Here is a 22,290-nt window from a genome sequence, read left to right as displayed (position 1 = left end):
CTTCCTTCAATCCTCGACCACCCAGGTGTCCTTGGTTCCACCGCCCTGGGATGAATTCACCACCAGGGAGCCTTCGCGCAGGGCAACACGGGTCAAACCGCCGGGCACAACCCGGGTTTCGCGGCCAGACAATACAAACGGACGCAGGTCGATGTGGCGTGGAGCGATGCCGTTTTCGACAAAGGTCGGACAGGTCGACAGGGACAACGTCGGTTGGGCGATGTACGCATGGGGCTTGGCTTTGATCCGCGCGCGGAAAGACTCGATTTCCGCCGCCGTCGCCGCCGGCCCTACCAGCATTCCGTAACCACCGGAGCCCTGGGTTTCCTTGACCACCAGTTCCGGAAGATTGGCCAGTACGTGGGACAGTTCGGAGGGATTACGGCACTGCCACGTCGGCACATTCTTCAGGATCGGCTCTTCATCCAGGTAGAAACGGATCATGTCCGTGACGAATGGATACACCGACTTGTCATCCGCAACCCCGGTACCGATGGCATTCGCCAGCACCACGTTGCCGGAACGGTACGACGACAGCAGCCCAGGAACGCCAAGCATCGAGTCCGGGTTGAACGCAAGCGGATCGAGGAACGCATCGTCGAGGCGACGGTAGATCACGTCGACGGCTTTCGGCCCGTCCGTGGTGCGCATGAACACCTTGTCATCCCGCACGAACAGGTCCGCGCCTTCCACCAGCTCAACGCCCATTTCCCGCGCCAGAAACGCATGTTCAAAGAACGCGCTATTGAAACGGCCCGGCGTCAGCACCACTACGCTCGGGTTATCAATCGGGCTGGAGCTTTTCAGGGTGTCGAGCAACAGGTTCGGATAGTGGTCGATAGGGGCAATGCGCTGGGCCGCGAACAACTCGGGGAACAACCGCATCATCATCTTGCGGTCTTCCAGCATGTAGCTGACGCCGCTCGGTGTACGAAGGTTGTCTTCGAGCACGTAGTACGTGCCGTCGCCGTCGCGTACCAGATCGACCCCGGAGATGTGGGAATAGATATCCCGGTGCAAATCCAGCCCTTGCATCGCCAACTGGTATTGCTCGTTGGCCAGCACTTGCTCGGCCGGAATGATGCCGGCCTTGATAATGCGCTGCTCGTGATAGAGGTCGGCGAGGAACATGTTCAACGCCTTGACCCGCTGAATGCAGCCTCGCTCGACAACTCGCCATTCACTGGCGGGGATGCTGCGGGGGATGGTGTCGAAGGGAATCAGGCGCTCTGTCCCTTGCTCATCACCATAGAGCGTGAATGTAATCCCGGCGCGATGAAATAACAGATCGGCCTCGCGTCGCCGTTGTGCCAAAAGCTCGTCAGGCGTTTCGGCCAGCCAACGGGCAAACTCCCGATAATGCGGGCGGACCTGGCCGCCGGCATCGTACATCTCATCAAAATAGGTGCGGATCATGCCGTACTCCTTGTCACCCGGACATCTGGGCTTCGCAAAGCCCGTGCCATCGGCATAAACGCTTTGATATCAATCAGTTGGATAATCGCACTGCACGCACCGCACCAATCCTGTGCGGTAAATGCCCCCACCTGATCGCCCCCGCTTCATTGCGAAGCAATGTTGTCGCCTATCACCAGCATAGCCAGAGTTGATTTCACTGCCCGGGAGTCGATGCGGATAATCCGCGCATTCGCTGGAAAACTTGATGAACTTCCCTTTAGCCGCCTGCTCAGGCGGTTTTTTTTGCGTTTTTGAAACGTTATGAATCAAAAACACGATCAAGAGATCGCAGCCTCGTTTCACTCGACAGCTCCTACAGGAGAAAACGAGGCTGCGATCTTTTATCTTTTCAAACCGCGAAAACGAAAACGGCCAACCCTGAGGTCAGCCGTTGCTGAGTGTTGTCACTGTTCATAAGTTATGCGAGTCGCCCTCGTACCTCCTGCTTGACGCCCCATCCTTCGATGATGCCGCCCAAAGGCTCGACCACCGCCTCGAAATCCTGCTCAAAGTCGCCGATGCCGTCATAGGTGGCGTACATCACTTTGCTCAGTTCCAGGTACCACGCGCCGTCGTCGCGCACGCTGATTTGTGCATTCAAGGATTCACCGCAGTAATGCCCTGCCGCCCTGCGCGCCCGCTCCTCGTCCGGAAAAATGGCGTAGAACTCGATGGGATGGAATCGTGAAAAGTCGAAGCCGCCTTCTTTCATGCGGCGCAAGACGCTGGTGCTGATGTCTTCTTGATAGGCTGTGCTCATGAAACGTCCCCCTCAGACTGATGGATAGACTTTCCGTATTCCCGGCACGCGCAACCGAATGGGGCGAGCGATGCGGCAACAACGTTGCCGGTGGGAAGCAAGCATGTAGCTGACAAGACCAGACCTTAGCGATCCGTTCGCTGATCTCGATTGCAGAGTAGCCTCAAGATAGAGCCGCTGCCAAGGCCTGGTTAGGAATGTGACAGGAGATGTTCAGATTGGCGTGATGCTGAGGATTTCAATGCTGTACTGGGTCTTCAGACTTTTGACAGTCGGATCATCGGTGCGCCCTTCCAGATCGTTGAGGTCCAGTTCGGCAGCCACAGGCAAACACCGGGCGCGAATGAGCTTCGCGGCTTGCTCGTTGTTCGGGCATTCATCGCTCTCGAACACCTCGTCAACTTGTTCACCGTGATCATCAACGAAAGTGACTTTCCACTTTTGCATCAGGTGCCTCCTCGATAAAACCCATGGATGGGCTTACATGTATCTCGACATTCTTCCCCGGCCAATCGTTCAACCGGACCTTCTATAAGTGAAGCACGAAAAAAGGGCCGTCTCCGGTGTGTTTTCACACAACCTGAGAGGGCCCTTTCTGGATTGCTCGATATCAGTCGTTGCTAGGCTTGTTCACAGCCTGCAGGACGTATTGCGGCAAGGCGAACGCGCCGATGTGGATTTCCGGGTTGTAGTAGCGGGTGATGATGCCGCTGCCGGCGAAGCGCTGCTGCAGGGTTTCGCGGGACAATTTACGATAGGCGGTATTGGTCGCGCCCCAGGCGAAGGTCATGGCGCCGCCGATGTAGGTCGGCACGGCCGCCTGATAGAAGTGCCAGTCCGGGAACAGGCTGCGCAGGCGCCCGGCGGTGGTTTTGACTTCTTCGATTTGCATGAACGGCGTGCCGTTCTGGGTCACCAGGATGCCGCCTTCGTTCAGGCAGCGACGGCAGGCCTGGTAGAAGTTTTCCGAGAACAGCACTTCGCCCGGGCCGATCGGGTCGGTGGAGTCGGAAATGATCACGTCGAATTTTTCGGTGGTGGTGGCGACGAAACGCATGCCGTCGTCGATCACCAGGTTCAGGCGTGGATCAGCGAACGCACCCTTGGAGTGGTTCGGCAGGAACTCCTTGCACATGTCGACCACGGTGCCGTCGATCTCGACCATGGTGATGTGCTCGATGCTGCGGTGCTTGGCCACTTCACGCAGCATGCCGCCGTCGCCGCCACCGATGATCAGCACGCGCTTGGCGGTGCCATGCGCCAGGATCGGCACGTGGGTCAACATCTCGTGGTAGATGAATTCGTCGGCTTCGGTGGTCTGGATCACGCCGTCCAGCGCCATGACGCGGCCCATGCGCGAGTTTTCGAAAATTACCAGGTGCTGGTGTTCGGTGCGTACTTCGTGCAGCAGTTTTTCCATGCGAAAACGCTGGCCGTAGCCTTCGTAGAGGGTTTCCAGGTACTCGCTGGTTGGGGTGTTGCTCATGGGAAGTGCTCCGATGAATGCGGGTGGCAAGGCGCGAATTCTACGTCGCGGGACATGACAGGTCGAACCTCGCTTGACGCCTCGACACAATCACCTGTGGGAGCTGGCTTGCCTGCGATGGGATCGCCGCGGTATGCCTGACAGACCTTGCCGCCTGAATCGCAGGCAAGCCAGCTCCCACAGGTTCGGTGTCGTTTTCGGGGATGCAGTCAGATTCGGACGTTGCCTCGTGGCCCGGCGATGGCCCAGATGATCAGGCCCAGCACCGGCAGCAGCAGGATCAGCAGCACCCAGATGATTTTCATCCCTGTGTCGGCACCACTTTTGAGCACGTTGATGATTGCCCAGATATCCAGGGCAAGAATAATCAGGCCAATCAGACCGTTGAACGTGGAACCCATGGTGTTGCTCCCTAAGAGTGGTATGCACTCTTAGGATAGCCGGGCCTTGCGAGGGTTCCGCTTTTTAAACGTGGACGGCAATTTTGAGGGCTTCCAGCGAGGGTGCGGCAGCGATGCCGACTTTGGCGCACAACTCGAGTACGCGCGGCACGTCGTTGCCGTAGACCAGCACCACTTGCAGTTCGTCGTCGAGCAACTGACTGAAGTTCATCAGCGTGTAACCACCGTTTTCCTTGTTCATGCTGCCCATCTGCACCTGAATGCGATTGAGCGCCGTCAGGGCTTCAGTCTTGGCCAGTTGCTTGGGTTTGATATTGAAATCAACGCCGGGCCCGAACGAGGAAACGATCTGGGCGAACAGGTCCACATAGGTGTCGGCCTGGAACAGCACGGTCTCCGGCAAACTGCCGACGATGACCCATTCGCCTAGCGGAATCGGGAACGTTTCGTCGTAGTTGATATCCGGATTGGCCGTCAGAAAAGCATCGGGATCGGCGTAGGCCTGGGCCGCTTCGTCAGCGACTTTCAGGATTTCGTCATCGCTCATGCACCCGGAGCTGATTTTGCTGATGAGTTCAACGAGTGCGGCTTTCATGGGGCGGAATCCTGTAGCGAGGGAATTTTGAAGGCGCGAAGAATAGCGCATTACGCCCCGCAATTCCTGTGCGCGAGCATGGCGGGAACGTTGACCCACATCAAGATCCGGCGCCCTGAGTAGCGGCACAATACTGGCACCTTGCCGAAACTGTTTCCGCTATCAGAGAAGACCTCCATGGGTGCCTGGCTTAGCAATATCTCGCTGAAATACAAATTCTGGGCGGTCAACGCCGTCGCCTTCGTCACGACCTTGCTGCTGGTGTTGTACGCCGTACAGCTCGAACAACAGGCCCGCAGCCATGCTTATCAGGCATCGGCACAAGCCCAGGCGCGATTGCTCAACGCCTGGCCTGCCGGGCAACCGCTCCCCAAAGCCGATAACGTGCTGACCTTCAGTCGCGGGCAGGCACCGTTGCTGAACGGGCAGCCGGTTCTGGAACTGGCCGATACCAACGGCTGGGTCGGGATCAATGCCATGCCGCTGTTTGGCAACAACCCGTTGATGGGCGCCGAAGTGTTTACGCGCACGGATGGCAGTCAGGTCGCGGTAATTGCCCATGGCCCGAGCCTGACCCAGGTATTTGGCGAGCGTTTTCCCAACTACGCCGTGGCGGTGGCGATCCTGATGCTGGCGATGCTCGGCGCTTCGCAATTGTTGATCCGCTTTCTGCTCAGCCAGCTCAATACGCTGAAGGACGTGATGCTCCACGTCGAGAAAACCGGTGACCTGTCGGCCCGTGTGCCGCTGGCCTGCACTGACGAAGTCGGGCAGATGGCCAATGCCTTCAACGCCATGCAGGCCGGTTACCAGCGGGTGGTCAACACCGTCGCCAGCACCGCCCGGCAACTGGATGTCGGCGCGGCGCGGCTGGCGTCGAGCATGAACGAGGTACGTCACGGCATGCTCGGCCAGCAAAGCGAAACCGATCAGGCCGCCACGGCGATCAACGAAATGACCGCCACGGTCTATCACATTGCCCAGCACGCCGGCGCCACCCGCGACCTCTCTCAAACCGCCGACACACTGGCCGGCAGCGGACAGGAAGTGGTCAGTCGGGTGCAGAAGTCGATTACCGGCCTGTCCAGCGGGGTGCAACAGACTGCCGAGATGATTCAGCGTCTGGCCGAGGACAGTCAGAAGATCAACGGCGTGGTCAGTGTGATTCACAGCATCGCCGAGCAGACCAATCTGCTGGCGCTGAACGCAGCGATTGAAGCGGCCCGTGCCGGTGAAATGGGTCGCGGTTTTGCGGTGGTCGCCGATGAAGTGCGTAACCTGGCCAAACGTGTCCAGACCTCCACTGACGAGATCACGATCATGGTTTCGGCGTTGCAGGCCGGGACTCGGGACGCGGTGGATTTCATGCAGGAAAGCTCGTTCAAGGCCGACGATTGCGTGCAGCAGGCTCAGGAGGCCGGTGCAGCGTTGGCAGAAATCACCAGCGCCGTGGCGCAGATGCGCGAAAGCAATACGCAGATCGCGGTGGCGGCCGAGCAGCAGAGCCACGTGGCCGAAGAGATGAATCGGTCGGTCGTGAGCATTCGGGATGTGACCGAGACCACTGTGCAGCAGACTGTGAATTCGGCGACCACCAGTCATGAACTGGCGGCGTTGGCCGGGGAATTGAGCAAGGCTATCGGGCAGCTGAAGCTGTGATAACGCCATCGCGAGCAAGCTCGCTCCCACAGTGGATCTCTTTTGTACCAAAAATCAATGGTCACTGAAGATCCCATGTGGAAGCGAGCTTGCTCGCGATAGCGTCAGCCCGGTCACTATCAATATTGACCATGACACCTATCACTTCGATAGCCAACCTTGATTCGCCGCCCGTAAGTGCCACGCCTATTCTTCAATCATGTGTTCAACATGGATCGAGGATTACCATCATGGGCAAACGTCACCCCAACCTCCCCGTCTGGCAATGGCGAGCGTACCCGAACAATCACCAGCACCCGACCAATCTGGTGCTGCACCTGATTGCCGTGCCGCTGTTCATCGTGGCGTTTCTGCTGATTGTCTCGGGGGTATTCAGTCTGAGCTTCGCAAATGTCGCGATCGGTGTGATCGGCCTGCTCGCAGCGCTCGGCCTGCAACGCCACGGTCACCGTGAGCGCCACCGTCGTCACTGATCAGGCGAAAATCGTCACCGTCTGCCGGCTCATGGCAATCAACTGACCGTCCGCGTTCCACAATTTCGCGGCCGCATGACCGTAGCCGTCAGCGGCATGCTCGATCTCGACGAGGTATTTGCACCAGTCCAGCGTGCTCAGTTCAAGCAACGGCTGGACGAATTCGATGGTCCAGGTCAGCGTGCTGCCCATCGCCGGTTTTTTCAGGTGCGGCAACAGCGCCGGAGGCCAGGCGTCGACCAGCGCCAGGATATGCGACTCGCTGACTGCTTCTTCCTTCACGTCCCCACGCAAGCGCACCCAGCCGCCCATCTCGCGGGATTTGTTGCCGGTGAACGGCAGACCGCCGACGCTCCAGCGCATCGCCAGATGCCGCATGAACTCTGGAGTCACGCCTTTGATGTAAGGCAATTCCTGGCAGTCGTCCCAGTGCTTCATCTCGGGCGCCGGTTCGGCGATCACCGCCACTTCCGACGGCCGCGAGGCGCCGAAGCTGCCCTGGACCAACGTCACCACCTGGCCCTTCTGCATCGCCCGACCCAGCACCTGGCTGACCGCTTTGCCTTCACGCAACACATCGACTTCAAAGCTGACGGGCACTTCAGGCTCGACCGGGCCGACAAAGGTGATCGCCAGCGAGCGCACCGGACGATCCGCCGGGACTTTTGCGCGCATGGCTTCGTACTGCAAGGCGGCCACCAGGCCACCGAAACTGGCACGCCCCTGAGCCCATTCGGCCGGAATAGACAGCTCCAGCGGCTGGCTGCGGACAGCGTCGAGCAGATCGGAAAAGCGCATGGAAACCTCAGAGCGGGAAAAGGATGAAGGATCTTAACCAGCCTGCGAGGATGGCACAGCGCTTATTCCGGCCAAAAGCACTGACAGATGAGCCGGATGTGCATGCCCTGTGTAGGAGCTGCCGAAGGCTGCGATCTTTTGATCTTTAGCGTCAGCGATTATGCCGAAAATCAAAAGATCGCAGCCTTCGGCAGCTCCTACAGGGCTACGGTGGTTTCAGGATTTGAAACAGGCAGCGCTGAGTTTGTCGAGGACGCGGTCGGCGCGGCCTTCGGCCTTGGCCATGGCGGTTTTCCAGGCAGCGACGCAGGGCTGCAAATCGGCTTCCTGTTCGGACCTGGCCAGCCATTGCCAGCAGTCGTGCCAATCGCCCAAGGCACCTTGCGCGGACTTCAAGCGCGGCATCGCGGCTTTCGGCAGTCGATCCAGTTCGGGATAGGCTTCGATGCCATAGCGCACGCGCTTGATCAGCAGGCGCAAACGGTGGCGATCATGCGCCGGATCGTGCAGGGCTTTGTCGAGTTTTTCCCACTGTTTGGCCAAACGTTTTTCGATGCGCTGACGCAAGCCCTTGAGCAAGCCCTGACGTTGGGAGGCCCGCAGAAAACGCGGAAAGGCGTCGAGGATCATCAGCAACTGCGCCACTTCAGGACTCGTCGCGACCGCCGGGTAAGCCTCGGCCATCTGCCCCATACGCCGATGGGCAGCCTCGGGTTGATCATGCTCGAGCAGGTACGCCGCCAGCACTTCGCGATCGCGCAACGGCGTGGTTAAGTCGCCGACCCGGGACGCCGCCGCTTCCAGCTGTTCGACCCCGGGCAAGCCGCGCAATGGCCGCAGCAGACTGCGCAAACGGCGAACCGTGGTACGCAGGTCGTGCAGCGCTTCAGGGTCGGTGCGGGCACTCAAGCGTGCCTGACAGGCCAGCAAACGGACTTCCAGGCCCAGTACATGGGCCACCAACCGGTTAATCATGGGGGTTTTACTCCGTAAACAGCTGCAAGCCGCCAGCCGAAATCCGGGGCGACCGACTTATTGCTTGCAGCTTAGAGCTTAGAGCTGCTTTCAGCGCCCCGCGCGCGATTCACGAATATAAAAACGCGCCTTCTCGGCCTTCTTGGTGCAGCCTTCGAACGCTTCGAATTGCTGCTGGGTCTTGGCGCCGGTCAGCAGCGACAGGGCCTTGGAATAGCTGACAGTTCCGGCAAAACCTTCAGCCTTGGCCAGATCCAATTCACGCCACGCGGCATCGATCCCGCTACCGCAGCTGTCACGGTAAGCGGTTTTGCCGGCACATCCGGCGAGTGCTAGGGCAATCAAAGGCACACAGATCCAGGCTTTCATTACTCACACCTCAAAGATAGTAAACAGTCGTGCAGTTAAGACGGTCTGGCGCGTGAAAAGTGCCTTGGCCCCGCCTCGGAAACTCTAGTGCTCGCGAGAATACCCATCTGCCGCCAAAGAGTGTCGAAAAAACGACGCCCTCGCCTCGCGCAACGACCTTAGCGATTGAAGCGCGCCCCTCGATGGGTGCATTGTTGAACCTTGTCAGACGAGGGCGATTCATGAAAAAGCGTGTCGCGCTGGTGCTGGGCTCAGGTGGAGCCAGGGGCTACGCCCATATCGGGGTCATTGAAGAGATCGAACGGCGTGGCTACGACATCGCCTGCATCGCCGGATGCTCCATGGGCGCAGTGGTCGGAGGGATCTATGCCGCCGGTAAACTCGATGAATATCGCGACTGGATCGAGAGCCTGGATTACCTCGACGTTTTACGTCTGGTGGATGTCAGTTTTCGTCTGGGCGCGATTCGCGGGGAGAAAGTCTTCGGGCAGATCCGCAAGATCGTCGGCGAGATCAATATCGAAGACTTGCGCATCCCCTACACGGCGGTGGCCACCGACCTGACCAACCAACAGGAAATCTGGTTTCAGGAAGGCTGCCTGCACCAGGCCATGCGCGCTTCGGCGGCGATTCCCAGCCTGTTCACCCCGGTGATGCAGGGCAACCGCATGCTGGTGGACGGCGGCATCCTCAACCCTTTACCGATCGTGCCGGTGGTGTCGAGTCATTGCGACCTGATCATCGCGGTCAACCTCAACTCCACCAACCAGCGCCACTATCAACTGCCGGTGATCCAGCGCCCGGCGGCGTTCAAGACCCGCTTCGACAGCCTGATCAACTCGCTCGGTTCAAAAATGCCCTTCCGCCGCAAACAGGCGGAACAATTGCTGCTGCTGGAAAAGGAAGCGTTGATGGCAGAAGCGGCCGAGATCAACCCGTGGATCGAATCCGCCGAACCCGAAGCCCAGCAACCGGCCGCCGCCCCTGAACGCGACGGCGCGCCGAAGTCCGCCACCGGCTCGTTCATCATCGACAACGTCGGACCGGCGTCTTTGCTGGACCTGATTAACCAGAGTTTCGAGGTGATGCAAACCTCATTGGCGCAGTACAAGATCGCCGGTTATCCGCCGGATATTTTGATCAACGTGCCAAAGCGGGTGTGCCGGTTTTTCGAGTTTTACAAAGCGCCGGAATTGATCGCGCTGGGGCGGGAGATTGCGCGGGATACGCTGGATCGGTATGAAAATGAACGGGATTCCTGAGATTCTCGAGCGAATGATAAGGCTCCTTCGCGAGCAGGCTCGCTCCCACATTGGAATGCATATCCCTGTGGGAGCGAGCCTGCTCGCGAAGAGGCCGGAACTTTCAACACTAAAACTAAAGGCTGCCCTCACTCAATAACCGATACCCAACTCCCGCCTCGGTGACGATAAATCGCGGCTGAGTCGGATCATCCGCCAGTTTCTGGCGCAGGTGCCCGACCACAATCCGCAAATAGTGAGTGTCCTCGGTATGGGTCGGCCCCCAAATATCCTTGAGCAATTGCTGCTGGGTGATGACCCGCCCCGGATGTCGCGCCAGTTGCGCCAGCACCGCGTATTCCTTGCGGGTCAGCGCGACTTCGGTGTCGTCGAGCAACACCCGGCGATAAGCCAGATCCACGGTCAATGGGCCGAACGTCAGCGCCGCGGCTTGAGCTTCTCCCGCCGGTGCCTGACGCAACAAGGCACGAACCCGCGCAAGAAACTCCTGAATGCCAAACGGCTTGGTCACGTAGTCGTTGGCGCCGTTGTCGAGCGCTTCGACTTTCTGCCCTTCACTGGCGCGCACCGAGAGCACCAGCACCGGCACTGTCGACCACTCGCGAAACTCGCGCAGCACTTGCTGGCCGTCCATGTCCGGCAAACCGAGGTCGAGCACCAGCAGGTCTGGCTTATTCAGCGCGGCCTGGGCCAGGCCTTCGGTGCCGGTGCCGGCCTCCAGCACTTTGTAGCCCTGGGAGGCGAGGCTGATGCGCAGGAATTTACGGATTTGCGGTTCGTCGTCGATGACCAAAATGGTCGCGGTCTGGCTCATGAATTCACATCAACACAAAGAAGTGGCAAGAGAGTAGCGCAAGCGGGATCAGGCTTCACTTTCAAAACCCGGTTGTTCCTGCAGTGGCAAGTGAAGGGTGATGCAGGTGCCGCGCCCTTCGATGCCATCGGCGACGCTGATCCGCCCGCCGTGAGCACCGACCATGCCCTGACAGATCGCCAGCCCTAACCCCGTACCCTGCCCGCCACGATCACCGCGTGCGGCGGTGTAGAACATGTCGAAAATCTTCGCACGCTCCTCCTCCGGTATCCCCGGCCCCTCATCGCTGACCGAGAAAAACAGCTCGCCATCGTCGGCCCCGGCACGCAATTGCAGGCGGCCATGAGACGGTGAAAACCGCGCGGCGTTTTCCAGCACGTTGACCAGCGCCTGTTCGATCAGCGCGGCGTGGACGTAAAGCAGCGGCAATTCCGGCGGCACTTCGGTGGTCACCTGCAACGGTGCCAGCACGGCACGCAGACGATTAAGCGAACTGCCGACGATGTCAGCCGGCGACACCCAGTCCCGCGCCAGCTTCAGCGCGCCATGCCCGAGACGGGTCATGTCCAGCAGGTTCTGGATATAGCGATCGAGGCGCTCGGCTTCATCGCGAGTGCCTTCGAGCAGTTCGCGGCGATCCTCCAGCGGGATCGCTTCGCCGAGGGCCAGCAGGCTGTCGATGCTGCCGCGCATGGAGGTCAGCGGCGTGCGCAAATCGTGGGACACCGAGGCCAGCAAGGCACTGCGCAGTTGCTCGGTTTCGCCGTGCAGCCGGGCGGCTTCCAGGTCTTCGGCCAATTGCGCCCGGGCCAGCGCCTGGGCCAGAGGCTGGCTCAGCGCGGTCAACAAACGCCGACGCTGACCGCTCAAGGTCTGCCCCTCTTTGGCACACACGCCGAGCAGCGCCAGTGGCCCGTCTTCCACCGACAACGGCCACCACCACCAACGTCCGAACGGCAGCGTGCCGGTGCCCGCGCCGGCCGGTTGATCGTGTTGCCAGGCCCAATCGGCGGCAGCGCGCTCGGCTTCGGAAAATTCCAGCGGGCCACCGGTTTCGACTTTCCAGCCGCCCTGCCCGTCTTGATTGAGCAGGCAAAGTTGCAGATCACTCCAGCCATCGAGGTGCTGGGCCGCTGCGCTGACCACCGCCTGGCGGTCGGTGGCGGCCGTGAGTTTGCGCGACAGGTCTAGCAGTTCGGTGGTCTCTTCCTGAGTGTCGCGCAGCGCCTGCAATTGCCGCCGTTGCCGGGCCGCGAGGTTACCGGTAAGCGCCGCCATCAGCAGGAAGAACAGCAAGGTCAGCACGTCTTCTTCGCGCTGGATGCTGAAGGAGAAAGTCGGCGGGATGAACAGAAAGTCATAGGTCAGAAACGACAACGCCGCACAGGCCAGCGCCGGGCCGAGGCTGCTGCGCACCGCCACCAGCAACACGGCGGCGAGGAACACCAGCGAAATGTTCGGCAGCGGCAAAACACTCGCCACTGCCCAGGCCAGAGCAGTGGCCAAAATCGTAGCAACAACGGCCAACGCGTAGTCGAACCACACCAGTGACTGCGCCGAACGCTGACGCGGCTGATGTTGTTCGTGATCGCTGTCGAGGACGTTGATTTCCAGCCCACGCGCATCGCGCAGCAAGCGTGACGCCAGACCGCCGCCGAACAACCGCCGACGCAAACGCTGCCGGGACTGACCGACCAACACCAGACTCGCGCGGCGTTCGGCGGCGTGCTGAATCAGGGTTTTCGCCACCTCACCAGCCCGCAGTAGCACCACTTCGCCGCCGAGGCGTTCGGCCAATTGCTGGGCACTTTGCAGACGCAGCCGTGACTGCTCGTCACGCACGCGGCCGTTGTCCACATGCACCAGGCTCCACGGCAAATGCCGACGCTGAGCGACGCGACTGGCGTGACGCACCAGACGCTCGGCCTGTGCATCGCCATCGACGCCAACCAGCAAGCGACCGCGTACCGCTGGCGCGGCTTGTCCCAACTGGCGATAGCCCTGGGCCAAATCATCATCGACCTGAGCCGCCGCCGTTTGCATCGCCAGTTCGCGCAGGGCAGTGAGGTTGGTCTGGGTGAAAAAGGCGTCGATGGCCGCCCTCGCCTGCTCCGGCACGTAGACCTTGCCATCGCGCAGACGCTCGAGCAGCTCGCGCGGCGGCAGGTCGATCAGCAGCAGTTCGTAGGCTTCTTGCAGCACCCAGTCGGGCAGGGTTTCGCGGACCTGCACACCCGTGATGCCACGCACTTTATCGTTAAGACTTTCCAGGTGCTGGACGTTGACCGTGGTGAACACGTCAATGCCCGCAGCGAGCAGTTCCTGAATGTCTTGCCAGCGTTTGGCGTGGCGGCTGCCGGGGGCGTTGGTGTGGGCCAGTTCGTCCACCAGCACCAGTTTCGGTTTGGTGGCCAGCAAGCCGTCGAGGTCCATTTCTTCAAGCAATACGCCACGGTATTCCGAGCGCACCAACGGCTGCTGCGGCAAGCCGCCGAGCAGCGCTTCGGTTTCGGCGCGGCCATGGGTTTCGACCACGCCGGCAATGACTTTCACGCCCTGGCGCAATTGGGTGTGAGCCGCTTGCAGCATGGCGTAGGTCTTGCCGACACCGGGCGCGGCGCCGAGAAAAACCTTGAGCCGGCCACGGCCATCGCGGGGCAGGTCTGCTAACAGCGCGTCGGCGCGGCCGGAGTCACTCATGCTTGAAGTTCTCTCTCATTCTGATGTTGATGCAGTGACTGTCAGGGCCTCTTCGCGGGCAAGCCCGCTCCCACAGGGATCGATGGTGGTCACAAATTCTGTATCCACCATCGCCTCCTGTGGGAGCGGGCTTGCCCGCGATTAGCGGCGCCACCGATTTACAGGTTTTCCAGCGCCATATTCAGCGCCAACACGTTCACCACCGGCGGCCCCACCAATGGCTGCTCGATATGCGCATCCATCAATTGTTGAAGGGTCGCCACCGGCAAATTGCGCGCGGCCGCAACACGCGCCAGTTGATAGGTAATCGCAGCCGGTGGCAAGTGTGGATCGAGGCCGCTGCCGGAGGTGGTGACCATCGCCAATGGCACCGGACCCTGGCCCGGCACCAGCAGCTTGTTGGCATCATCGGTTACCCGAATGGCCAGGGCCGGGTTGCTCGGCGAAAGGTTGCTGGCCCCGCTCGACACGGTGGCAAATGCACCGGCCGATGGCCGTGGATGGAACCAGGCGTCGCCGACGAAATCCTGGGCGATCAGTGAGGAGCCGCGGACCTTGCCATCGGCGTCGTGGACCAGACTGCCATTGGCTTGATCGGGGAACGCGACCTGGGCGACACCGGTGACGACCAGTGGGTAGGCGACGCCGGTGATCAGGGTCATCAGGACGAGCAGGCTCAGGGCCGGGCGTATCAATGTGGACATTTCAAAATCCTCGAATTCGCAGAAAGCGGTGTGCCTGGCACACCGCCCCAGGGTCAAACCAGATGCAACGCGGTCAACAGCATGTCGATCGCCTTGATCCCCACAAACGGCACCAGAATCCCGCCCAATCCATAGATAAGCAGATTGCGTCGCAGCAACGCCGCCGCACTCGCCGCCTGCACCCGCACACCACGCAATGCCAGCGGAATCAGCACCACAATGATCAAGGCGTTGAACACAATCGCCGACAGAATCGCGCTCTGCGGGCTGCTCAGGTGCATGACGTTCAGCACACCCAGTTGCGGGTAGATCGAGGCGAACAGCGCTGGCAGAATCGCGAAGTATTTGGCCACGTCGTTGGCGATGGAAAACGTCGTCAGCGCACCGCGGGTCACCAGCAATTCCTTACCGATTTGCACCACGTCCAGCAGCTTGGTCGGATCGCTGTCGAGGTCGACCATGTTCGCCGCCTCGCGCGCCGCTTGCGTCCCGTCGTTCATCGCCATGCCCACGTCCGCCTGGGCCAGGGCCGGGGCGTCGTTGGCGCCGTCGCCGCACATGGCGACCAGACGACCGTCGTTCTGCTCGTGGCGAATGCGCGCCAGTTTTTTCTCTGGAGTGGCTTCAGCCAGCACGTCATCGACGCCTGCCTCGGCCGCAATCGCCGCAGCGGTCAGTGGGTTGTCGCCGGTCACCATGACGGTGCGAATCCCCAGCTTGCGCAGCTCGGCAAATCGCTCGCGGATACCGGGTTTGACCACGTCCTTGAGGTGGATCGCGCCGAGCAATTTACCGTCGGCGCAAACCAGCAACGGGGTGCCACCGCTCTGGGCGATCTTGTCGATTTCCCGGGACAGCGGCGCGGCCAGATCGGCGCGTTTCAGGCCAACGAAGGCCAGCAACGAATCCACCGCGCCTTTGCGATAAACACGGCCCTGATAGTCGACACCAGACAGACGCGTCTCGGCGCTGAACGGTACGGCAGTCAGCAGCTCAGCGCTTGGTTCAGGCTGCGGATGCAGACCGCGCAGGTACTCAACGATGGATTTACCTTCGGCCGTGTCATCGGCCAGCGAGGCGAACAATGCCCCCTCGGCGAGTTCCCTGGCAGTGACGCCAGGTGCCGCGTAAACCGCGGTGCAACGACGGTTACCGAAAGTGATGGTGCCGGTTTTGTCGAGCAGCAGGACGTGCACGTCCCCCGCCGCTTCCACGGCGCGACCGGATTTGGCGATCACATTCAGGCGCACCAGACGGTCCATCCCGGCGATACCGATGGCCGACAACAGACCGCCAATGGTGGTCGGAATCAGCGTGACCAGTAACGCCACCAGGAACACCAGCGGCAGGCTGCCGTTGGCGAAGTGGGCGAACGGTTGCAGGGTGACGACCACCAACAGAAAGATCAGGGTCAGGCCGATCAGCAGGATGTCGAGCGCCACTTCGTTCGGGGTTTTCTGGCGTTTGGCGCCTTCGACCAGGGCGATCATGCGGTCCAGTGTCGACTCGCCCGGGTTGGCGGTGATGCGCACCAACAGCCAGTCGGAGACCAGTCGGGTGTTGCCGGTGACGGCCGAACGGTCGCCGCCGGATTCGCGAATCACCGGCGCGGATTCACCGGTAATCGCCGCTTCGTTGACCGCGGCGATACCTTCAATCACCTCGCCGTCACCGGGGATCATTTCCCCCGCTTCAACGCGGACCACATCGTCCTTGCGCAGGCTGGTGGCCGGCACCACTTGAAAGGCGCCGTTGCTGGTTTTGCGGCGGGCACTCAGACCTTCGCTACCGGCCTTGAGGCTGTCAGCGCGAGCCTTGCCGCGACCTTCGGCCAGTGCTTCAGCGAAGTTGGCGAACAACACGGTGAACCACAGCCACAAGGCGATTTGCGCCGCGACAAAGGTCGGCACGCTGCTGTCGGGAATGAAGCACAGCACGGTGGTCAGGATCGCGGTCAGTTCGACCACCAGCATCACCGGCGCACGCTGCAATTGCCGAGGGTCGAGCTTGACGAAGGCTTGCACCAGCGCCGGACGCCAGAGGGCCGAGATCGCGGTTTTCGGTTGTTCCGGCGCCTTGACGGTGGCGGTTTTAGTTGCGGGCATATTCATCATTGATTCCTCAGAAGCCCAAGCTCAAATGTTCAGCAATAGGACCCAGCGCCAATGTCGGCAGGAAGGTCAAACCACCCACCAGCAAAATGGTCACAGTCAGCAAGGTCACGAACAGCGGGCCGTGAGTCGGGAAGCTGTTCTGGCCGATCGGTGCGGTTTTCTTCATCGCCAGGCTGCCGGCCAGGGCCAGTACCGGGAGGATGTAACCGAAGCGACCGATCAACATGCCAAGACCCAGCATCAGGTTGTGGAACGCGGTGTTGGCACCGAAGCCGCCAAACGCCGAACCGTTGTTGGCACTGGCCGAGGTGTAGGCATAAAGCAACTGACTGAAACCGTGGGGACCGGGGTTGCTCACCGCCGCCACCGGTCCGGGCAGACTCGCGGCAATCGCGCCGAGTACCAGCACGCCGACCGGCATCACCAGCAAGGTCACGACCAGCAACTGGACTTCTTTGGCTTGCAGCTTTTTGCCGAGGTACTCCGGGGTACGGCCGATCATCAGGCCGGCGAGAAACACTGCGATCAACACGTTCAGCAACATGCCGTAGAGCCCGGCACCGACGCCGCCGAAGATCACTTCGCCGACCATCATGTTGACCATCGCGACCATGCCGCTCAGCGGGTTGAGGCTGTCGTGCATGCCGTTGACCGAACCGTTGGACGCCGCAGTGGTGGTCACCGACCACAGCACCGTGGCGGTTGTGCCGAAGCGTGCTTCCTTGCCTTCCAGCGGCGCGGTCTGTTCGACGGCGACATTGTTCAGGGTCGGGTTCGGCTGGTATTCAGCCCACAGCGAAGTCGCGCCGCCGATCAGGAACAGCGCCAGCATGCAGGCGATGATCGCGCGGCTCTGACGCAGGTCTTTCACGTAGTGGCCGAAGGTGAACACCAGCGCCACCGGGATCAGAATGATCGATCCGACTTCAAACAGGTTGCTCCACGCCGTCGGGTTCTCGAACGGGTGCGCCGAGTTGACGCCGAAGAAGCCACCACCGTTGGTGCCCAGTTGCTTGATCGCAATCTGGCTGGCGGCCGGACCGAGCGGGATCACCTGATCGATGCCTTGCATCGTTACGGCATTCACGTATTGAGCGAAGGTTTGCGGCACGCCCTGCCAGACCAGATACAGCGCCAGCAGCAGGCACAACGGCAGCAAGCCGTAGAGGGTAGCGCGGGTCATGTCGACCCAGAAGTTGCCGAGGGTCTTGCTCGACTTGCGACCAATACCGCGACACAGGGCTACCAGCACGGCGAGGCCGGTGGCGGCGCTGACGAAGTTCTGCACGGTGAGGCCGACCATCTGACTCAGGTAGCTCAGGGTCGCTTCGCCGCTGTAGGACTGCCAGTTGGTATTGGTCATGAAGCTGACGGCAGTATTGAACGCTTGCGTCCACTCCTGACCCGGCAGGTTCTGCGGGTTCAGTGGCAAGTGGTCCTGGAACAACAGAATCGCGAACAACAGCAAAAAGCCCGCGAGGTTGAAGGCGAGCAAGGCCAGGGTGTATTTCTGCCAGCTCTGTTCGGTCTGCGGATCTACGCCGGCCACCCGATAACACCCGCGCTCCACCGGTCCGAGAATCGGCGAAAGCCAAGTGCGCTGACCTTCCATCACCTTGTAGTAGAAGCGCCCCAGAAACGGTGCCGGAATCAGCACCAGGGCGAAGAAGGCGAGGATCAGCCAATAGTCATAACTGTGCATAGCCGCTCCTAGTTCCGGTCCGCGCGCAACAGCGCAACCAACAGATAAATGAACAGCCCCACTGCCAATAGCAGTGACACCCCGTCCAGAACGCTCATGGAAGTTCTCCGTGTTACGGCGTATTGCCGCGTGTGGAGTCATTGTCGGGAGAGAGGCTGTAAAGGAGCGAGATCGAGGGGTGTGGCGGGAAATAAAGAAAGCGTAAAGAGTGGGTTTATGCCTTCGTTACAGCGGTGTCCGGGCGGGCGCCATCGCGAGCAAGCTCGCTCCCACAGGGGATCAGTGTTGTTTGGGCGAACGCATTCCAAATGTGGGAGCGAGCTTGCTCGCGATGGCGGCATAACAGACACCACTGCCCCCAACTGGCGCACAAAAAACAGTCATTCGGGGGCAAACATCCCCGATACGACGCCTTTCTGCACTTTACGACCGCCATCACAACACTGGCACGCCCACTGCAAACACCCTCCCCCGAGCTTTCCAAACCGTTCAGGGAGCAACGCATGAACACACAACTCAAACCCACGCTGGGCACGCTGCACCTGTGGGGCATTGCGGTCGGGCTGGTGATTTCCGGTGAATACTTCGGCTGGAGTTACGGCTGGGGCGTGGCGGGCACACTCGGTTTTCTGGTCACCTCCTTTATGGTCGCCACGATGTACACCTGCTTCATTTTCAGTTTCACCGAGCTGACCACCGCGATTCCTCACGCTGGTGGTCCCTTTGCCTACAGCCGCCGCGCTTTTGGAGAGAAAGGCGGATTGATCGCGGGGCTGGCGACACTGATTGAATTTGTCTTCGCCCCGCCGGCCATCGCTCTGGCGATCGGTGCCTACCTCAACGTGCAATTCCCCGCACTCGACCCGAAACACGCAGCGGTCGGTGCCTACATCGTGTTCATGGGCCTGAACATCCTCGGGGTGAAACTGGCCGCAACCTTCGAATTGGTAGTCTGCGTTCTCGCAGTGGCCGAACTGCTGGTGTTCATGGGCGTGGTCGCCCCGGCGTTCAGCTTCAGCAATTTCGCACTCAATGGCTGGGCCGGTTCCGATGTGTTTGGCGCCCCGGCGATTGCCGGGATGTTCGCGGCGATTCCGTTCGCTATCTGGTTTTTCCTGGCCATCGAAGGCGCGGCCATGGCCGCCGAAGAAGCCAAGGATCCGAAACGAACCATTCCGAAGGCCTACATCAGCGGCATTCTGACGTTGGTTTTGCTGGCCATGGGCGTGATGTTCTTTGCCGGTGGCGTCGGTGACTGGCGCACCTTGTCGAACATCAACGACCCGCTGCCGCAAGCGATGAAAACCGTGGTGGGTGAAAGTTCGGGCTGGTTGCACATGCTGGTGTGGATTGGCTTGTTCGGGCTGGTGGCGAGTTTCCACGGAATCATCCTCGGCTACTCGCGGCAGTTCTTCGCCCTCGCCCGGGCCGGTTACCTGCCGGCGTCCCTGGCCAAATTGTCACGTTTTCAGACCCCACACCGAGCAATCATCGCCGGTGGCGTGATCGGCATTGCCGCGATCTACAGTGATGGTTTGATCAACCTGGGCGGCATGACGCTGACGGCAGCGATGATCACGATGGCGGTCTTCGGGGCGATCGTGATGTACATCATGAGCATGCTCAGCCTGTTCAAACTGCGCAAAACCGAACCGAATCTGGAGCGCACCTTTCGCGCGCCGTGCTATCCGCTGGTGCCGTTCATTGCACTGGTGCTGGCGGTGGTCTGCCTGGTGGCAATGGTCTGGTTCAACACGTTGATCGGGTTGATCTTCCTGGCCTTCATGGCGGTGGGGTTCGTGTACTTCATGCTGACGGCGCAACTGCGTGCCGATGCACCGGCGGACGCGATGCTGACCGGGCTCTAACCTCCCCTGTAGGAGCTGCCGCAGGCTGCGATCTTTTGATTTTGGCGATGCAACTGACGCTAAAGATCAAAAGATCGCAGCCTGCGGCAGCTCCTACAAGGATGTACGGTGTCTACGGCAGATCAGGCATAGAATGGAACCACTGCGAAAATTAATCGCTCAAAGTGGTATGCACGATCGATTGGCGAAACCCGCCCATCGCCCTGCCCTTAAGGAGAGCCCTATGCCCTGGTATGCCTGGTTGATTCTGATCGTTGCAATCGGCTCGATCGTTGGTGGTTTGATGATGTTGCGTGACACCGCCAACAAGGTCGAACTGACCGAGGAGCAACGCAAACGCGTCGCTGAACGCAACGCGGAAGCGGATGCCAAGGATGCGCAGGACCGCTAAAACAAACATCGCCAAACGGCTCACCTGTAGCAGCTGGCGAAGCCTGCGTTCGGCTGCGCAGCAGTCGTAAAATCAGTGAACGCGGTATGTCAGTTAGACCGCGTGCATCGAATTTACGACTGCTTCGCAGCCGAACGCAGGCTTCGCCAGCTGCTACAGGTAGGTGTGTTTTTCGGTTATTCCCAATCGGCCTTGGCAATGTGCAAGCCATGCAGCCCTTTGTACGCAGCACGTTCAGGCTGACTCCAGCCCTCAAGCAACGAATCCTCCAACCGATAAATCTCCACCCCGAGCGGGCGACACACGCTTAGCGGATCCTGTGCATCCGGCCCCCACATGGCCAGCGACAGGTCACCGCCCGGGCAGGTCGAGAGCGCGCAGAGCAGATCGATTTCGGCAAAAAACTCCAGGTAATCGCCCTTCTGCGCCGGACAGGCTTTCATGAAGTACATGTCGTCGTGGTTAAGGCCCGTGCACTGGAAAATGTTCAGCACGTCATGCACGTCGAATTCGGTCAGGCCATGAGGCAGCACTGCGCGGGTAAGGTTCGAGTGGCAGTGATGGTGAAAGTCTTCGCCAGTGAGCATTTTGTTCACATAGGGATCGCAGCGAGTGCCGAGCAAATCGTGCAAGCGACCGCCATGTTCGTCGATCCCGTAACCGGCCAGGCTGTCATCGGTGATGGTCACCAGCGGCCGCAGAAAAGGCAGGTTCGACCAGAGCCGGTCATGGGTGCTGACGTGTGCGCCCTGTAACTGCCGGGTCCGTGCCGCCCACAAACGCTCCCGTGGATCGTTGGCATTCCAGACGTTGAAATCGCCCACTTGCGGACCGACGGGAGTGGTCACCCGGAACACGTGCCCGGCCGGCACTTTCCAGGCGCGACCGGTGCGGATCGGCACCTCGAATTCCTCGATCAGCGTGCGCCCGTCCTTCTTGTCGCGGATCCGCTCGTAGAAGGCTTTGTCCACCTGCAAGGCGGAACCTTTGCTGACTTGATAGGCCGCCGGATAGTCTTTGTACATGGCACGAATCCTCGATCAGTGATGGGAAACTGGAGCAAGCATTTGCAACAGGAGGTGTTCGGAATCGTCGAGATACAGGCTCATGGCGTCTTCGGCCGCGCGTTTGTCGCCCTCGGCCAACAACTCATGAATCTGCCGGTCGCGCGCCAGCCAGGGCGCCTGAAAACGTGATTCATCGGGGGCGGTGCAGAACACCAGGCGCAATTGCGCGACGACGTTGGTGAAGAACTCATCAAACAACGGACTGCGCAGCAATCCGACGATGTGTTGATGAAAGGCCAGGCTGTGGGTGCCGACAGCGCGCCAGTCTTCGCGCTCCCGGGCAAGCTCGGTGGCTTCCAGGGCTTCGAGCATTCGGTCGGATTGATAGTCGCGCAGCGGCTGACTCGCGCTGATGGCCTGCAGCTCCAGGGTGCGCCTGACCTTGAACAGATCCCGCACGTCCTCAACGCCCAGCCTGCGCACCATCACGCCCTTATTGCGCACATAACGGGTCAGACCTTCCTGCCCCAGGCGATGCAGCGCTTCGCGAATGGTATTGCGGGAGGCGTTGTAGGCAGACACCAGATCGTTTTCCACCAACGCCATGCCGGGCAGCAACCGGCCACCAATGATGTCGGCGCGCAACTCAAGTGTGATGTGGTCGGCCAGGGACAGTCCGCTGTTCATACTCATTGCCTCGTGATTGTTCAACAATCGTCAGTTAATGAGTAATCACTATTCGTGCCAGATCATT

General features: G+C 60.4%; 21 protein-coding genes and 1 pseudogene. 5 read left to right on the top strand and 17 right to left on the bottom strand.

From position 1 onward, the window contains the following. Positions 1–6 precede the first annotated feature (6 nt). The 6 genes from ACIQU2_RS02800 to ACIQU2_RS02775 form a co-directional block, all read right to left on the bottom strand. Positions 7–1,416, bottom strand: a complete 1,410-nt coding sequence (locus ACIQU2_RS02800; protein ID WP_074874854.1) for a circularly permuted type 2 ATP-grasp protein — start codon at positions 1,414–1,416, stop codon at positions 7–9. A gap of 460 nt (positions 1,417–1,876) precedes the next feature. Continuing rightward, positions 1,877–2,218, bottom strand: a complete 342-nt coding sequence (locus tag ACIQU2_RS02795; protein WP_008148805.1) for a ribonuclease E inhibitor RraB — start codon at positions 2,216–2,218, stop codon at positions 1,877–1,879. A gap of 213 nt (positions 2,219–2,431) precedes the next feature. After that, positions 2,432–2,665: a hypothetical protein gene (locus tag ACIQU2_RS02790; protein ID WP_129442539.1), complete on the bottom strand. Its 234-nt coding sequence runs from the start codon at positions 2,663–2,665 to the stop codon at positions 2,432–2,434. A 163-nt stretch (positions 2,666–2,828) separates the two neighbouring features. After that, a complete protein-coding gene (speE, locus tag ACIQU2_RS02785) occupies positions 2,829–3,704 on the bottom strand; it encodes a polyamine aminopropyltransferase (protein ID WP_347804214.1) in 876 nt (291 codons plus the stop codon). A gap of 209 nt (positions 3,705–3,913) precedes the next feature. Then, complete coding sequence (locus ACIQU2_RS02780; protein ID WP_008148797.1) at positions 3,914–4,105, bottom strand: PLDc N-terminal domain-containing protein; 192 nt, start codon at positions 4,103–4,105, stop codon at positions 3,914–3,916. A gap of 64 nt (positions 4,106–4,169) precedes the next feature. Continuing rightward, positions 4,170–4,700: a hypothetical protein gene (locus ACIQU2_RS02775; RefSeq protein ID WP_403138412.1), complete on the bottom strand. Its 531-nt coding sequence runs from the start codon at positions 4,698–4,700 to the stop codon at positions 4,170–4,172. Between the two features lie 177 nt (positions 4,701–4,877). Between ACIQU2_RS02775 and ACIQU2_RS02770 the strand changes: the two genes are divergently transcribed. Next, positions 4,878–6,359, top strand: coding sequence for a methyl-accepting chemotaxis protein (locus tag ACIQU2_RS02770; protein WP_403138410.1), 1,482 nt, complete (start codon positions 4,878–4,880; stop codon positions 6,357–6,359). 230 nt (positions 6,360–6,589) lie between these two features. Continuing rightward, positions 6,590–6,808: pseudogene (locus ACIQU2_RS02765) on the top strand (terminase); the annotation flags it as partial. Positions 6,809–6,832: 24 nt separating this feature from the next. Here the strand turns inward: ACIQU2_RS02765 and ACIQU2_RS02760 are convergent. The 3 genes from ACIQU2_RS02760 to ACIQU2_RS02750 form a co-directional block, all read right to left on the bottom strand. Further along, complete coding sequence (locus tag ACIQU2_RS02760; protein WP_046047940.1) at positions 6,833–7,630, bottom strand: acyl-CoA thioesterase II; 798 nt, start codon at positions 7,628–7,630, stop codon at positions 6,833–6,835. A gap of 216 nt (positions 7,631–7,846) precedes the next feature. Next, positions 7,847–8,605 carry a CHAD domain-containing protein gene (locus ACIQU2_RS02755; RefSeq protein WP_403138407.1) on the bottom strand — a complete coding sequence of 253 codons (759 nt, stop codon included), beginning with the start codon at positions 8,603–8,605 and terminating at the stop codon, positions 7,847–7,849. Positions 8,606–8,695: 90 nt separating this feature from the next. Continuing rightward, on the bottom strand, positions 8,696–8,974 hold the full coding sequence (locus tag ACIQU2_RS02750; protein ID WP_017337340.1) for a hypothetical protein: 279 nt from the start codon (positions 8,972–8,974) through the stop codon (positions 8,696–8,698). A 221-nt stretch (positions 8,975–9,195) separates the two neighbouring features. On the opposite strand from ACIQU2_RS02750, the gene ACIQU2_RS02745 reads away from it, so the two are divergent. Next, on the top strand, positions 9,196–10,236 hold the full coding sequence (locus ACIQU2_RS02745; RefSeq protein ID WP_347804218.1) for a patatin-like phospholipase family protein: 1,041 nt from the start codon (positions 9,196–9,198) through the stop codon (positions 10,234–10,236). Between the two features lie 115 nt (positions 10,237–10,351). On the opposite strand, the gene ACIQU2_RS02740 is transcribed toward ACIQU2_RS02745, so the two are convergent. The 6 genes from ACIQU2_RS02740 to kdpF form a co-directional block, all read right to left on the bottom strand. Further along, positions 10,352–11,050, bottom strand: a complete 699-nt coding sequence (locus ACIQU2_RS02740) for a response regulator (RefSeq protein WP_403138403.1) — start codon at positions 11,048–11,050, stop codon at positions 10,352–10,354. Between the two features lie 48 nt (positions 11,051–11,098). Further along, positions 11,099–13,750 (bottom strand): DUF4118 domain-containing protein, encoded by a 2,652-nt coding sequence (locus tag ACIQU2_RS02735; RefSeq protein WP_403138400.1) that lies wholly within the window; start codon positions 13,748–13,750, stop codon positions 11,099–11,101. Between the two features lie 158 nt (positions 13,751–13,908). Further along, the gene (gene kdpC, locus ACIQU2_RS02730) at positions 13,909–14,454 is read right to left on the bottom strand and encodes a potassium-transporting ATPase subunit KdpC (RefSeq protein WP_403138397.1); all 546 of its coding nucleotides are present in this window, start codon (positions 14,452–14,454) and stop codon (positions 13,909–13,911) included. A 53-nt stretch (positions 14,455–14,507) separates the two neighbouring features. Beyond that, entirely contained in the window at positions 14,508–16,565 is a 2,058-nt protein-coding gene (gene kdpB, locus ACIQU2_RS02725) for a potassium-transporting ATPase subunit KdpB (RefSeq protein ID WP_403138395.1), read from the bottom strand. 10 nt (positions 16,566–16,575) lie between these two features. After that, entirely contained in the window at positions 16,576–18,270 is a 1,695-nt protein-coding gene (gene kdpA, locus ACIQU2_RS02720) for a potassium-transporting ATPase subunit KdpA (RefSeq protein ID WP_403138392.1), read from the bottom strand. An 8-nt stretch (positions 18,271–18,278) separates the two neighbouring features. Continuing rightward, on the bottom strand, positions 18,279–18,368 hold the full coding sequence (gene kdpF, locus ACIQU2_RS02715) for a K(+)-transporting ATPase subunit F (protein WP_007899818.1): 90 nt from the start codon (positions 18,366–18,368) through the stop codon (positions 18,279–18,281). Between the two features lie 405 nt (positions 18,369–18,773). On the opposite strand from kdpF, the gene eat reads away from it, so the two are divergent. Together eat and ACIQU2_RS02705 are read left to right on the top strand one after the other, a co-directional pair. Continuing rightward, positions 18,774–20,138: an ethanolamine permease gene (gene eat, locus ACIQU2_RS02710; RefSeq protein ID WP_403138389.1), complete on the top strand. Its 1,365-nt coding sequence runs from the start codon at positions 18,774–18,776 to the stop codon at positions 20,136–20,138. Between the two features lie 223 nt (positions 20,139–20,361). After that, positions 20,362–20,529 (top strand): DUF2897 family protein, encoded by a 168-nt coding sequence (locus ACIQU2_RS02705; RefSeq protein ID WP_008006000.1) that lies wholly within the window; start codon positions 20,362–20,364, stop codon positions 20,527–20,529. A gap of 176 nt (positions 20,530–20,705) precedes the next feature. Here ACIQU2_RS02705 and ACIQU2_RS02700 read toward each other — a convergent pair whose 3' ends face one another. Both ACIQU2_RS02700 and ACIQU2_RS02695 read right to left on the bottom strand, forming a co-directional pair. Further along, positions 20,706–21,554, bottom strand: a complete 849-nt coding sequence (locus ACIQU2_RS02700) for an urea carboxylase-associated family protein (RefSeq protein ID WP_403138386.1) — start codon at positions 21,552–21,554, stop codon at positions 20,706–20,708. Between the two features lie 15 nt (positions 21,555–21,569). Continuing rightward, the gene (locus ACIQU2_RS02695) at positions 21,570–22,223 is read right to left on the bottom strand and encodes a GntR family transcriptional regulator (protein ID WP_046057107.1); all 654 of its coding nucleotides are present in this window, start codon (positions 22,221–22,223) and stop codon (positions 21,570–21,572) included. Positions 22,224–22,290: the final 67 nt, after the last annotated feature.

The sequence above is a fragment of the Pseudomonas sp. NPDC098740 genome (assembly GCF_044760065.1).
In the GTDB taxonomy this organism is placed as follows: Bacteria; Pseudomonadota; Gammaproteobacteria; order Pseudomonadales; family Pseudomonadaceae; genus Aquipseudomonas; species Aquipseudomonas rossensis.
The sequence above is the reverse complement of the archived record's forward strand: the minus strand, read 5'-3'. Positions and strand labels throughout refer to the sequence as shown.